The 13696-nt window shown below is 64.8% G+C and carries 13 protein-coding genes and 3 pseudogenes; 2 read left to right on the forward strand and 14 right to left on the reverse strand.

Annotated elements, in window-relative coordinates:
* Positions 1-26: 26 nt before the first annotated feature.
* The 14 genes and pseudogenes from ABEA18_RS24580 to ABEA18_RS02000 form a co-directional block, all read right to left on the reverse strand.
* Positions 27-272 (reverse strand): annotated as a pseudogene (locus ABEA18_RS24580) (hypothetical protein); the annotation flags it as partial.
* A 24-nt stretch (positions 273-296) separates the two neighbouring features.
* Positions 297-485 (reverse strand): annotated as a pseudogene (locus ABEA18_RS24585) (hypothetical protein); the annotation flags it as partial.
* A gap of 216 nt (positions 486-701) precedes the next feature.
* Positions 702-953, reverse strand: a complete 252-nt coding sequence (locus ABEA18_RS01945) for a helix-turn-helix domain-containing protein (protein ID WP_345447523.1) — start codon at positions 951-953, stop codon at positions 702-704.
* Positions 954-1161: 208 nt separating this feature from the next.
* Positions 1162-1452, reverse strand: coding sequence for an HPr family phosphocarrier protein (locus ABEA18_RS01950; RefSeq protein ID WP_345447526.1), 291 nt, complete (start codon positions 1450-1452; stop codon positions 1162-1164).
* A gap of 55 nt (positions 1453-1507) precedes the next feature.
* Positions 1508-1747: a hypothetical protein gene (locus tag ABEA18_RS01955; RefSeq protein ID WP_345447529.1), complete on the reverse strand. Its 240-nt coding sequence runs from the start codon at positions 1745-1747 to the stop codon at positions 1508-1510.
* 19 nt (positions 1748-1766) lie between these two features.
* Positions 1767-3478, reverse strand: a pseudogene (gene ptsP / locus ABEA18_RS01960) (phosphoenolpyruvate--protein phosphotransferase).
* A gap of 151 nt (positions 3479-3629) precedes the next feature.
* Positions 3630-4478 (reverse strand): PRD domain-containing protein, encoded by an 849-nt coding sequence (locus tag ABEA18_RS01965; protein ID WP_345447532.1) that lies wholly within the window; start codon positions 4476-4478, stop codon positions 3630-3632.
* A gap of 86 nt (positions 4479-4564) precedes the next feature.
* Entirely contained in the window at positions 4565-5983 is a 1419-nt protein-coding gene (locus ABEA18_RS01970) for a glycoside hydrolase family 1 protein (protein WP_345447535.1), read from the reverse strand.
* 27 nt (positions 5984-6010) lie between these two features.
* Complete coding sequence (locus tag ABEA18_RS01975; RefSeq protein WP_345447538.1) at positions 6011-7966, reverse strand: beta-glucoside-specific PTS transporter subunit IIABC; 1956 nt, start codon at positions 7964-7966, stop codon at positions 6011-6013.
* A gap of 328 nt (positions 7967-8294) precedes the next feature.
* Complete coding sequence (locus tag ABEA18_RS01980; RefSeq protein ID WP_345447540.1) at positions 8295-8681, reverse strand: DUF2255 family protein; 387 nt, start codon at positions 8679-8681, stop codon at positions 8295-8297.
* A 20-nt stretch (positions 8682-8701) separates the two neighbouring features.
* The gene (locus ABEA18_RS01985) at positions 8702-9559 is read right to left on the reverse strand and encodes an aldo/keto reductase (protein ID WP_345447542.1); all 858 of its coding nucleotides are present in this window, start codon (positions 9557-9559) and stop codon (positions 8702-8704) included.
* Positions 9556-9990: a cupin domain-containing protein gene (locus tag ABEA18_RS01990; RefSeq protein WP_345447544.1), complete on the reverse strand. Its 435-nt coding sequence runs from the start codon at positions 9988-9990 to the stop codon at positions 9556-9558. The genes ABEA18_RS01985 and ABEA18_RS01990 overlap by 4 nt, the downstream gene beginning before the upstream one ends.
* A 22-nt stretch (positions 9991-10012) precedes the next feature.
* Positions 10013-10999, reverse strand: coding sequence for an aldo/keto reductase (locus tag ABEA18_RS01995; RefSeq protein WP_345447546.1), 987 nt, complete (start codon positions 10997-10999; stop codon positions 10013-10015).
* Positions 10896-11894: a helix-turn-helix transcriptional regulator gene (locus tag ABEA18_RS02000; protein WP_345447548.1), complete on the reverse strand. Its 999-nt coding sequence runs from the start codon at positions 11892-11894 to the stop codon at positions 10896-10898. The genes ABEA18_RS01995 and ABEA18_RS02000 overlap by 104 nt, the downstream gene beginning before the upstream one ends.
* Before the next feature lie 132 nt (positions 11895-12026).
* Here ABEA18_RS02000 and ABEA18_RS02005 point away from each other — a divergent pair, with 132 nt between their 5' ends.
* On the forward strand, positions 12027-12365 hold the full coding sequence (locus ABEA18_RS02005) for a carboxymuconolactone decarboxylase family protein (RefSeq protein WP_345447550.1): 339 nt from the start codon (positions 12027-12029) through the stop codon (positions 12363-12365).
* Between the two features lie 123 nt (positions 12366-12488).
* Positions 12489-13331: an MBL fold metallo-hydrolase gene (locus ABEA18_RS02010; protein WP_345447552.1), complete on the forward strand. Its 843-nt coding sequence runs from the start codon at positions 12489-12491 to the stop codon at positions 13329-13331.
* The last annotated feature ends 365 nt before the right edge of the window (positions 13332-13696 follow it).

Raw genomic sequence — 13696 nt, forward strand, 5'->3', positions numbered from 1 at the left:
GTCCGAGTATCGGCTCACCTGCGTGATCATCCCGGAGGACCCCACTCCCTTTGCGACCTTGCCTCACGCCGACGCTGATCCTTACGCCACTCCGGTACCAATTCATCCAGCAGCAACACTTTGTCTTTGGGAAGTGAGCCCGTCTTCAGGCCCTGGCGTTGCGAGTGGATCCACACGCTGAGCACGCGTTCGGTCTCATCCTGGGGGTCGTGCAGGCTCCGCAGACGCTGCGCGACCGCAAAGAACGCAGCGACTTCAGCCAGCCGAGCATTCCACCGCTGTTCCTCGCTGTGGGCTCACGCAGTTTTCCGCCAGCCGGGAATCTGGTCCAGCAGAGCAAGTTGGGCCTCCACGAAAAGGCCGCGGGATGCTTTCTGGCGATGAACGGTGAACCACGAAGCCAACCTGGCCTCCTCTCCCCCGGCTTTGGTCACGGGCAGCCGCTGATGCGCCAGGACAAAGTCGCGAGCCTCCTGCCAGCGTGCCTTCCACCGCTGGAACGCATTGCCGTTCTCGGGCCCGCACCGGGGCTGTTCGTCTCGTGCGGGGCCAGCAGAAGCGGATCCTGCTTCTGCAGGTGCCCCATCACCCTGCGAACGCTACGGACGTTGGCCTGGCTGCCGTGGCGATGCGCTCGGTCGACAGCCCCGCCCGGTACGTCAGCAGCCATTCCTCATGCTTGCTGGGAAGGAAGGCTTCGCTCACCCGGACTCCCCCGGTTCAGGATCAATGAGGCCGGCGGCGATGTCTGCCGCTGTCTGGGCATACATCCGTGCGATGTAGTCCTCAAGGTCGTCGATGCCGACGCGCCAGACCTTGCGCCCACGAATCTGCAAAGCTCTCAAGGCTCCGGTGCGCACGAGACGGCGAATCGTGGGGAGGTTCAATCCCAGGATCTCAGCAACGTCTTCCAAGGTCAGGAACCGTCGCTGGACGGGCTGGGAAGAACTCATGGGCATGAGGCTACCGCTACTGGAGCTCGCTGAGTGGCTCGGATTGAGCACCTGTGGATAATTCTGAACTGGTCCTTCAGCCCGGGCCGGGACGATCAATCCAGAAAGCCTTGGCGTAGCGTAATTGCCGAAGTCCCCGGTGCAAGCCTCTGTCGAAAACGAGTCGGCATGCGACCGGGGATTTCCGCTGTCCTCGCATTGAGCTGAATCAGATGGGATGCGATTCTCCGTCAAGATTGGTTTCGATGAGGACTGCGAGCTTGTCCAGGGCCTCGTCGGCTCCAGGGCCCTCAGCTCGCAGCACCACGATGTCGCTGTAGCCCGCTCCAAGAGTCATGAGAGACAGGATGCTCGAGGCGTCCATGGCCTCATCCTCGGGAGTGCCGTCCAGGGCGATGGTCACCTCGACGTCCAGCTCGGCGGCGGCCTCGGCGAAGAGGGCGGCGGGGCGGGCGTGCAGGCCGGAGGTGCTGGCGACGACTGCTGTTCGTTCGGGCATGGAGTTCTCCTTCAAGAGTCAGGTTTTCAATTGGGGATGGAATATTGTTCGGCGGCTACGTCAGGCCGTTGAGGAACGCTGACTGTTGTTCATCCACGGTGAGGATGTAACCCTCGCTCCGGTGGATGAGCGTCCGCCCTTCGTAGGGATCGGAGGCGATCCATACGCATTCCCCGGTCGGAGCAGCCATGTCGACGGTTCCGGTCCGGATGTGGCTTCCCTTGCGGTAGACGCTTACGGTCAGTCCTTGGGTGCATTCCCATCGTTCGACGACAAAGCGACGGTCTGTTTTCAACGCTCACTGGTCCCAAGTGTCACAGGCCCAGTTCGGCGAGCATCGGCAGGCGGGAGCGCACGGCCTCGCGGCCTTCAGCGGCGGTGGCGGCGTTCACGGCCAGCGTGGCGAGTTCCTGCGCCTCCGCCAGGGTCACGGACTTCAGTACCGTGCCGACAGCGGCCAAGGACCGGGCCGTCATGGACAAGGTGTTCACGCCCAGACCGGCCAGGACGACGGCCAGGGCCGGGTCCGCAGCGGACGCACCACAGACTCCCACGGCCTTGTCCCCGGCCGCCTTCGCGCCTTCCACGGTGAGCTGGACCAGGCGCAGTACGGCCGGCTGCCACGGATCGTTGAGTGCGGCGAGCGGGCCGAGCATGCGGTCCGCGGCCATGGCGTACTGGGTGAGGTCGTTGGTGCCCAGGGACGCGAACTGCACCTCCTGCAGCACGCTGCCGGCGGTCAGCGCCGCTGAAGGGACCTCCACCATGACGCCCGGGATCTTCAAACCTGCTGCAGCGCACAGGCCGGCGAAGTGTTCGGCCTCCGGCCGGGTGGCGATCATGGGAGCCATGACCCAGACCTCGGCTTCGGTGTCCGCGGTTGCCTGCGCGATCGCGGAGAGCTGGCGCTCCAGCACGCCCGGGGTGTCCAGTCGGTGCGGTAGCCCCGCACGCCCAGGGCGGGGTTCGGCTCCGTGGCGTCGGTGAGGAACGGCAGGGGCTTGTCCGCACCGGCGTCCAGGGTCCGGACCACCACCTTCTGCCCGGGGAACGCTGCGAACACGGCCCGGTACGCGGCTGCCTGCTCGTCCACGGTTGGCTCGGTGTCCCGTTCCAGGAAGCAGAATTCCGTGCGGAACAGGCCCACACCCTGAGCGCCGAGTTCCGCGGCGGCCACGGCGTCCTTCGCATTGCCCACATTGGCAAGCAGCGGCACCAGGTGACCGTCCGCCGTCGTGCCCGTGCCATCGAAGGAGGCCAGGGTCGCGGCGCTGTTCGTCCACTTCGCGGCCGCCTCGCGCTCCGCCTCACCCAGTTCGGTCACGACTAGACCGGCGGCACCGTCGACGTACACCTCGGCACCTTCCGGGATGCCCTCCAGGCCCGCTGCTGCGACCACGGCAGGCAGACCCAGGGAGCGGGCGATGATGGCGGTGTGGGACTGGGGGCCGCCGCCGGAGGTCGCGAGGGCGAGCACCACAGTCGTGTCCAGGGTGGCGGTGTCCGCGGGAGCCAGGTCCTCGGCCACCAGGATGAACGGGGTCTCGGAGGTCGGGATGCCCGGTGCGGGGACCCCGCGCAGCTGCGCGACGATGCGGGCACGCACGTCCAGCACGTCCGTGGCACGCTCGGCCATGTACCCGCCCAGGGCCTTGAACTGCGCGGCCACGCCCTCGGCCGCCTCCCAGACGGCACGCTCTACGCCGGTACCCGCGGTGATCAGCTTCCCGGCAGCTTTGAGCAGCATGGTGTCCTTGGCCATCAGGGCCGTGGCCTCCAGCACGGCCTTGCCGTCCTCCCGGGCCCGGGACGCCCGATCCTTCAGTTCATCATGCACCGCCAGAGCAGCCGCCTTCAGATCCGCGATCACCTCCGCGGGATCCGCTCCCGGCGGCAGAGTCTCCCCGGCCTGAGGCTCCGCCAACGGCTCCGGCATGTGCTTGACGGTAGCGATGACACGACCCGGGTTGACCCCGACCCCGTGGAACCTTGTGGTGCCTGCTGTTTTCAGAGCTATTGCGTGCATTGAAGTTCTCTTTCGTCTGTTCGGCTCAACAGTGCCCGGCCGGCGTCAATGCTTCCGGATGGTTGAGGGAGGATTGTGGCGGCGTCATCGTGCCGCGACCGTGGCTCTGTGGGTATGCGCTCGGCTGCGGGGCATGAGACGCATCCCGGTTTCAGCGGTACTCGTTCACGTCCGCCACGAGGCGAGCCACGTGCAGTGCCAGGTAGGCGACCTCGTCCCGGGTGAGGCTGGTGTCCAGTCCCATTTCCAGGAGGTATTGGATCTTGGCGGCGCACACCACCGCTTCGGGGTGGCTCTGGATGATCGCGTCCACGAGTACGGAGGACTTCTCGGAAATCTGTTTGCCCGAGGCGACCCGGCTGAACAGGTATCGCAGATGGGTGACGAAGCGTGCCGCGTTCATGGACTGCTGGTCCACCGTGAACCCGAATGTCTTATCCACCAGCGCGAATGCCTGCGCGATGACCCCCGTCATCTGCATGGCCTTCTCCATGCCGGGGGTGGCGAACTGGGCGTTGACGAAGTGCATGGCCAGCGCCACCGCTTCGTCCTCATGCAGCCTCACGCCCAGAGAAGCTTCTACCAGGTCGAGAGCTTCGCGTCCGGTGGCCAGTTCCTTCGGGTACAGCTGGGAGACCTCCCAGGCTAGCGGGAACTGGGCCGGGATCCCCTCCTGCAGCCGTTCGACGGCGAAGCTGAGGTGATCAGCAAGGGGCACCACGAGGGCTTGGCTGACGCGCAGGTCCAGCCGCTTCTGAGCAAGGACCGCTACTTCCCCTGCCGCGTTCAGGCAGTCCAAGGGGATGTCGTCCAGGAAGCGGGCAAGCCGCTCCAGATTGGCGTTCTCCGCAGCCACGAAGACCTGGTCCGCCACTTCGCGGGAGATTTCATCGCCTGGTCTGCGGCCGTGCCCGAGGCCCCGGCCGATCACCACGAGGGCTTTGCCGTCGTCATCGACCGCCAGGACCGCGTTGTTGTTGAGCACGCGCTTGACTTGCACGTCTCACCGTTCCTTCCATCACAAGTTCATGGGTGGTGCGGGGCAGGACGCCCCGCACCACCGGTGCCCGCACCGCGGGCCTGTCCTTAAGAGGACAGTGACTCACCGCCGGTGGCGATGACGTCCTGGTACCAGAAGAAGCTGTCCTTCCGCACGCGTGCCAGCTCCTTCAGATCATCCTCCGTGCGGTCCACGTAAATGAAGCCGTACCGCTTGGAGATGCCCTGATGGGTCGAGATCACGTCGATCGCAGTCCAGGGGCAGTAGCCGAACACGTCCACGCCGTCGCTGATGGCCAGGCGGATCTGTTCCAGGTGTAGCTTCAGGAACTCGATCCGGTAGTCATCCCGGACCCGGCCGTCCACCAGCTCGTCCAAGGCACCCAGGCCGTTCTCAGTGATGATGAGCGGCAGCTGGTACCGGTCCCAGAGGCGGCGCATGGTGGTGCGGAAGCCCACCGGGTCGATCTCCCAGCCGAAGGCGTTGACGGGCAGATGTTCGTTCTTCACCGCTCGGTAGAGTCCCATCTCGCCGCGTACGATCTGCTGGTCCCCGCCCCGTACCTGGATGTCCGAGGAATCCCCGCGGGACGCACCCACGGTCTGGGTGGAGTAGTAATTGAACGCGAGGAAGTCCGGCTTCGCGGCGGCCAGCAACTCGAGGTCCCCGTGCAGGATCTCCGGCTCCCAGCCCTTCGATTTCAAGTAGGCCCAGGCCAGGTTGTGGTAGCTGCCCCGCACGGACAGGTCCACGTAGAGCAGGTTGCGGATGGCATCCCAGTCATCGGCCGCGATGATGTCCTCCGGTGCGCTCGTGGCCGGGTAGACGGAGACGATGTTCGGGGCCGGCCCGATCTTCGCTTCCGGCAGCAGCTCATGACAGAGCACCATTGCCCGGGCCTGGGCAAGGAACATGTGGTGGTTCTGCTGATAGAGCTCCTTACCTCCCACCTGGCCGCTGCGGCCCGTGGTCCCGATGGCCCGGCCGTGCAGGATCATCATGTTCTGCTCGTTGATGGTGAGCCAGAACTTCACCTTGGAGCCGTACTCTTCGAACAGGATCCTTGCGTAGCGTTCGAAGGCGTCGATGGTGGCCCGCTCCGACCAACCGCCACGAGCGTCCAGCGCCGCGGGCAGGTCGAAGTGGTACATGGTCACCACGGGCTCGATGCCCTTGGCCAGGAGCGCGTCGATCACCCGGTGATAATGGGCGACGCCGGCCGGGTTCACCTCGCCGTCGCCGTCGGGGACGATCCGGGTCCAGGCGATGGAGAAACGGTATGAGTTCAAGCCGAGTTCGGCGAACAGTTCTACGTCCTCGGCGTAGCGGTGGTAATGGTCCGCGGCGACATTGAAGTCCGTGACACCTTCCGGACGGTGCATGTGGATGTCGATCACGGACGGGCCCTTGCCATCGGCGTCCCAGCCGCCCTCCACCTGGTAGGCGGAGGTGGAGGCCCCCCAAAGGAAGTCCCCGGGAAATGGGGTGAGCTGCTCATGCTGCATTCTGCGGTTCCTTTCGTGGCTTCCTGGTCAGCGTCCGACGGCGGCGATCGCCGCGCCTGCCACCACGGAGCCGCTCTCGAGCTGCTCCACCGGTGCGTCCTTGGGACCGTTGGTCACCACCACCAGCACGGTGGCCGGGTGGCCGGCGGCCCGGATGGCGTCCAGATCGGCCGTGACAAGCGGCTGGCCTACCTCCACACGGGTGCCGCGTTCCAGCGCGCCGTGGAAGCCTTCACCCTTCATGGTCACCGTGTCGATGCCGACATGCACCAGCACCTCCGCGCCGTCGTCGGTCTTGATGCCGAAGGCGTGACCGGTCTTCATGGCCACAGCGATGGTGCCGCTCACCGGGGAGGCGATGACGCTCGAGGACGGCTCCACGGCAATGCCCGGGCCCATGGCTCCGGAAGCGAACACCGGGTCACTGACCTCGGCAAGCGGCACCACGGAGCCGGCGCAAGGGGCCGCGAGCTCCACGGTCTCCGTCCGGACAAGTGTGGCCGTGCTGCCCTGTCCGCCGGAGACGACGGTGCTCTCGGCGACGGACGAGCGGCGGCCGGACGGTGCAGTGAAAGCGTCGCCTGCTGCCGGGGCTGCTTCGCCGGCGGACTTTTCGAACTTGAACGAGAGGATGAAGGTCAGCACGGCGGAGACCACCGCGGAGATGACCAAGGCAATGATGATGTTGATCATGTTCGCCAGCGTGTTGTCACCGATGTAGAGGAGCACGGCAGGCAGGCCGGAGGATCCGGTGGCGAAACGGTGCGCCTGGGACAGGCCAGCGTACAGGCCGCCCGCGCCGCCACCGATCATGGCCGCGATCAGCGGGTACCGCTTGGGCAGAGCCACACCGTAGAGGATCGGTTCGGTGATGCCCATCAGGCCGGTGATGCCGCCCGCGGTGGCAATCTGACGCGTCTTCTTGTCCTTGGTTCGGAAAGCGACGACCAGGGACGCTGCACCCATGGCGATGTTGGAGACCAGGGCGCCCGGGCCGAAGATGCTCTCCTTGCCCGTCTGGGCCAGCTGGACGACACCGAGGGGCGCGATGCCGTTGTGCAGGCCGAACATGACCATCACCGGAAGGGTCGCACCGACCAACAGGGCCGGTGCCCAGGCGGCGTTGGTGCTGAGGAAGGTGAAGAACGAGCCCAGGTAGCCGCTGAGGATGCTGCCGATCGGGCCCAGGACGCCGAGGGCCAGAGTGCCCATGATGAGGAAGGTCAGCATGGGGACGAACACGAGGTTCACGGACTTCGGGATTACCCGGGTGAGACTGCGCTCCACGTAGTATTGGGCGAAGATGACCAGGATGATCGGGATGACCGCACCTGAGTAGTTCACCAGCGGGAAGGGTAGGATCTCGAAGAAGCTGACCGGCTCTTTCTTTGTCACCAGGGCCACCCAATTGGGGTGCAGCATCATGGCGGCGACCGCGGCGGCCAGGATGGGGCTGATTTTCAGCTTCTGTGCCGCGCTGAACGCCAGGAGCACGGGCAGGAAGTAGAACACCGCATCTGCGAAGAGGTTCACCAGCACGTAGGTCTGGGAGCCGGTGTTCACTACCTTCAGGACGACCAGCAGGGCCAGGAGGGCCTTGACCATACCAGCACCAGACAGAGCCGGGATGAGGGGCTGGAAGACGCTGGAGACGAACTCGATGACCGCGCTGCCCACGTTTTTGCGCTTGCCCTTGGCTGGGCCGTCGTCGTCCTTGGCGTTGGCAGACAGATCGCCGAGCTCGCGCTCCACTTCGTCAAACACGTCCTTGACGTGCATGCCGACCACCACTTGGAAAACTCCGCCCTTGGAGAGGGTTTTTGCGATGCCTTCAGTGGCGTTCAGTTCGTCCAGCGCGACGGCGGACTCGTCCTTGAGGGCGAAACGAAGCCGGGTCTGGCAGTGGTAGGCCTCGGTGATGTTGGCTTTGCCGCCAACCAGCCGCACGATGTCTGCGGCTAAGGGAGCGTATTGCTTGCTCATGATTTCCTCGCGTTCTCAGATCCGCCCTTCATTGGGCGGAGGTGTGAGGCAACGCGGCTTGAGCTGTTTCAGGTGATCCTGTTTCGGGGCACGATAAAGGCCCAAGCCGGTTGACCGATGAAGGTCGCAGAGCTTGAGCCTTGCCTCGCCCGAAGCGAGTTACATACCCAGGTCTCGAAAGAACCAGCAACCATCATGTCAGGTGATATGAGTCACGTCAAGCCGTCCGGTTCGCTGGATAATCGCGGAATCTATCGATGTCAGCGATCGGGTATGCCGGTGATCGAGCCGGGCGTCGCTGACGCCGGACTGCCCCGCTCGATCGGGGTCAGAGGGTTGGAACCTTCCTCGGGTCGACACGCATGGTGGCCGTGCGAGTCCTCGTTGAGATCATCGGCGGCAGATACGGGCTTCCTGCGTATTTCTTGGCATAGGCTGCGTCGATGCGGTCGTTGATCTCGCCGTCCGTGAGAGTGAATGAGACTTCAGCATCGATGCCGCCAGCACTGATCCATCCAGCGCCTTGCTTCATCGCGGAGTGGCGCCAGCGGGAGGTGGTGCCGTTGTACGGGCGAACGTACACGTCAATGTCGACGACGACGGCCCAGATCCGGGTCGGCGTGCCGGGTGTCGTGCCGTCATCGCGGTAGGGGGAGATGTGGAAGTCGTCGGTGGAGCCGATCTGTTCGAGCTGCTCAGCGGTCCATGAGGTCATGCCTTCTTCGTCCTCCTGCATCACTTGCCGCTGTACACCGGGAACGCGCTGGCGTCGCCGTAGTCTTTGGCGTGCAGGTCCCGAAGCGTGGCCATGTCCTCCTCGGAGATCTCGAAGTCGACCTCGGCGTTGGACCGCATGTGCTCTGGGTTCGCGGTCTTCGGCAAGGGCACAGCGCCCAGCTGCAGCGTGAAGCGGATGCATAGCTGCGGTACGGTCACGCCGTACGTGCCGGCCATCGCCTGCACCTCGGCGTTCTTCAGGATCTCCCCGTGCGCGATGGGCGAGTACGCCTGCACGAGGATGTCCTTGCTCTTGCAGTAGGCCAGGAGCTCGGAGGGCGTGTTGCCCGCGTGCACGAGGAGCTGGTTCACGTGCGGGACCAGCGTCGCGCTCGACAGGATGTTCTCGATGTCTTCCTGCAGGAAGTTCGACACCCCGATCGCGCGGATCTTGCCCGCCGCATGGACCTCCTCCAGGGCCCGCCACGCCTGGCGATTGCCCTCGGCGTACTCACCGCCCCGGAAGTCATCCCACGGCTGCGGAGAGTGGATCAGCATCAAGTCGATATAGTCCAGCCCGAGCTTCTCCAGCGACCCGTCGATCGCGGCCACCGCGCCGTCGTAGTCCTTGATCTCGGCCGCCAGCTTGGTGGAGACGAACAGTTCACCGCGAGCGACGCCGCTGGTTCGGATGCCTTCGCCGACGCCGCGTTCGTTGCCGTAGGCCTGCGCGGTGTCGATGTTCCGGTAGCCGATCCCGACCGCGGCCTTCACCGCGTCGGCAGCCTTGTCGTCGTCGATGAACCACGTGCCCAGGCCCAGTTTCGGGATCTCGACGCCGTTGGCAAGAATGTAGGTCTCGTTCAGGACGGTCATGCGTTTTCTCCGTTCTTCGGCAGTGCGTCGTACACCTCGTCGGTGACGGGCTCGAGCCATTCGTTGCTGACGCCTTCTCCGGGTGTGATGAAGGCGAGGTGGGAGAACCAGGCGTCCGCCTTTGCTCCGTGCCAGTGCTTCGTCCCCGCGGGCACGCGGATTACTGTTCCCGGTTCCAGGCTGACCGGCTCCTCCCCCTCGGCCTGGAACCAGCCGCTGCCCGCTGTGCACATCAAGATCTGGTCGCCTCCACCGTCTGCGCCATGGTGGATGTGCCAGTTGTTGCGGCAGCCGGGCTCGAAAGAGACGTTGCTGACCGGCACGCTCCCGCCGGCGAGCGGGGCCAGGTAGCTCTGGCCGATGAAGTACTGCGCGTAGGCGTCGTTCGGCGCTCCAAGCGGGAAAATCTGGCCGAATTCGTTGTCAGTCATTGTGTTTGCCCTTCTGCTGCGATCAGCGGTTGACGTAGGCCATGTGCTCGGAGTTGTAGCGGTCTCCGCGCACGCCGATGCGCTGGGCAAGGCTGTCCAGGTCGGCGCGCTCGTCCGCGGAGAGGGCGAGGTGTGTGGCTCCTGCGTTCTCCCGGATGCGCTCGGAGCGTCGGGTTCCGGGGATCGGCACGATCCACGGTTGCTGCGCGAGCAACCAGGCCAGGGCGATCTGGCTCGGCGTTGCGCCCTTCACCTCGGCGAGGCGCTTCACGTGGTCGACGAGCTTTTGGTTCGCGGCGAGGTTCTCGGCCTCGAACCGCGGGACACGGTTGCGGATATCGTCTTTGGTGAACGCGGTGGATGCGTCGACGGTGCCGGTAAGGAAGCCTTTGCCGAGCGGGCTAAACGGTACGAACCCGATGCCAAGCTCGGCCAGCGTCGGCAGCACCTCCGCCTCAGGATCCCGTGTCCAGAGCGAGTACTCGCTCTGGACCGCGGTGACCGGATATACGACGTGAGCGCGGCGGATCGTGTCCGCGGATGCCTCGGAGAGACCGAAATGCTTCACCTTGCCCTCGGCGATGAGTTCGCCGACAGCGCCGGCGACATCCTCGATCGGCACGTCGGGGTCGACGCGGTGCTGATAGAACAAGTCGATCACGTCCGTGCGCAGGCGGCGCAGGGACTGGTCTGCGACGCGGCGGATCTGTTCGGGCCGACTGCTAAGGCCCACCGTCCTGCCGTCTCTGATGTCCCAGCCGAACTTGGTGGCGATCACCACCTGGTCCCGGATCGGCTCGAGCGCTACCCCGACGAGTTCCTCGTTGACGTATGGCCCGTACACCTCTGCCGTGTCGAAGAACGTCACACCCTCGTCGACGGCCGAGCGCAGCACTGCGATCATGTCACCGCGATCGCCGGGGTTGGGGCCATAGCTCTGGGACATGCCCATCACGCCGAGCCCGATGGCGGAGACCTTCAGGCCTTGGCCCAGTGTTCTGGTGTGCATGATCATTCCTTCGTAGTAGTAGTGGCGTCGTCGAGTACCGGGCGCGACGCCGATTCGGTGGCGGCGAGGCTCGCCAGAGCTGCAGACGCTGGTCGCTCGGCGAACCGGGCTCGGCAGTGTAAATGAGGAACGACAGCCCTGGCTCGGCAGTCAGTTCCAGACCTTCGTAAGTGAGAGTCAGGTCGCCGACTTCGTTGTGGTGAAAATCCTTCGTGCCCGAGCCGTGGCGGCGGACGTTGTGCGCACCCCACCGCGTGCGGAACGCGTCACTGCGGGTGGAGAGTTCACCGACGAGGTCATGCAACTGCTTGTCCCTCGGGTCATGACCGGCCTCCGTTCGCAGGATCGCGACGGTGACGTCGGCGGCTGCCTCCCAGTCAGGGTAGAAGGACTTGGCGCGTTCATCGAGGAAGCAGTACCGGGCGAGGTTCCCCTGTCCAACCCCGTCGAAGACCTCGTCGTAGAATGCTCGGCCCAGGGCGTTGGTGACCAAGATGTCCATCCGTCCGTTGCGTACGAAGGCTGGGCCGTTCACGATGACCTCCAGTGCACGGGTCAGGCTCTCCCTCGCCACCCACGTCTTCGGCTTGCGCCTGCGCACAGGCTGCGCACGCCCGTTGGCGGCCCGGGCGAGGTCGAACAGGTGCTCGCGCTCGGCATCGTCGAGCTGAAGGGCACGGGCGACCGCCTCAAGCACGGAGTCGGAGACCCCGACGAGGTTGCCTCGCTCGATCTTGGCGTAATATTCCGGGCTCACGTCCGCAAGCATCGCGACCTCGCCTCGCCTCAAGCCCGTCACGCGACGGTGACCCGAGACGGCCAGCCCTGCCTGCTCGGGGCTGATATTCGCCCGACGGGACATGAGGAATTCCCGTGCTTCGTCCCTGGTGTTCATGCAGACAACGCTATTCCGGCCACCGGCTTGGAGGGAGTCCCCACTGGTACACCCTTCGCTGAAGACTCCCTCCCCTGCCGCCGCAGCGATGGAATAGAAGCATTCGAGCAGCTACGACGAAGGAGAATGATCATGAGCAGTGAAGAGCAGAACACCGGCTGGAGCGGCGGGAAGAACGCTTTCGGCGACTTCGCCCCCGGAATGGTCCATTACACCGACAAGGTCCTCTTCGATGAGGTCTGGGAGCGCGAGGAGCTGTCCAAACGTGATCGCAGCCTGATCACGGTCGGGGCGCTGACCGCCCTGGGCAAGATGGACCAGTTGAAGTTCCACTTCGGCTTCGCCCGTCAGAACGGCGTCACGGACGAAGAGCTGAAGGAAGCCCTCCTGCACCTGGCGTTCTACTCCGGTTGGCCCAACGGTATGGGCGCGATGAGCGTATTGAAGAGCATTATCGAGGAAGAGAGCTGAGCGTTTACAGCTGCTTAGTACGACCAGACTGACCCGCTCCTGGCAGCAAATCGACGTGTGCCCATTCCCCGACTCGATCGGAGAAGCACCCGCTGCACCCCAGAATTGTCCCAAGGAGAGTAGATGAACGATCCGCGCACACCGGTCCGGCGCAGCCCCCGCGGGCAGGCCAGGCCCCCGCCGACGGTGCCGATTCGGGCCGAGGCCTTCGACGACCCACACGGCACCGTCCTTTACTGGCTGGGCATGGCGGGATTTCTGATCAACGCACGAGGAACGTTGCTGGCCGTCGACCCGCTGCTCCAGGACTTCGACATGCCCGTGCTCATCGACTTCCCGCTGCAGGCGGCAGACGTGCCCCGACTCGACGCCGTCCTCGTCACCCATGCGGACAATGATCACTTCAGCGTGCCGACATGTACGGCCCTGAATGCAGTCACCCAGCGGTTCCACTCGACCCGCTACGTCTCCGATCTGATGCGCGAACTTGGCATGCCCGCCGACGGTCACGGTATCGGCGATGCCTTCTCCGTCGGTGGGGTCCGGGTCACGGTCACGCCGGCCGACCATGCCTGGCAGAATGCCGCGCCCCAGCCGGGGCAGCGTACCTTTCACGATGAGGACTCGTGTGGCTTCTGGATCGAGACCCTTGACGGCGTGATCTGGGCACCAGGGGATTCACGGTTGATCCGCGAACACCATCTGACCATGCCGACTCCGGACGCGCTACTGTTCGACTTCTCCGACAATGAGTGGCACTTCACCTTCGACGGCGCGGTCGAGATGGCCAATGCCTATCCCGACGCGGACTTGCTCCTGCACCACTGGGGCTCGGTGGACTCCCCCGAGTTCGCCCCGTTCAACGCCGACCCGGGCACGCTCCGGGACGTCGTGGTCAACCCCAAGCGCATCCGCGTACTCGCACCGGGCGAGCCTTTCCGACTGGGGGCGCGTCTGGTCGTCTGAATCGTATGCAACAGCAAAACGCCCGCATCCAGGTCATATATCCGATCCGGCCAGGAGGGACAGCCGTTTCTGGTGCAGCGGATCGGATCGGAAACGACGGCATGACCACTATCCTGCCGCCTCGCACCGACAAGAATTGATTGTCAGGGGTCCTGCATAGCTCGTGTCCATGAGCAACAGCGACGACCTGGACATCGTAGGAAGAAAAGAAGCGATCCCCCAGAAAGAAGTGGACCTGAAAGCGTGGTGCCCTTCCTGTGACGAGAACGTCGGCCGAATGATCGAGATACAAGGCTCGGACTAGTGGTACATCACGTGCCCACCTGCGGGACGCGAAGGGCCGCAGGCAGTACCGTACTCCCCGA

This window comes from Arthrobacter gyeryongensis, assembly GCF_039543785.1.
In the GTDB taxonomy this organism is placed as follows: domain Bacteria; phylum Actinomycetota; class Actinomycetes; order Actinomycetales; family Micrococcaceae; genus Arthrobacter; species Arthrobacter gyeryongensis.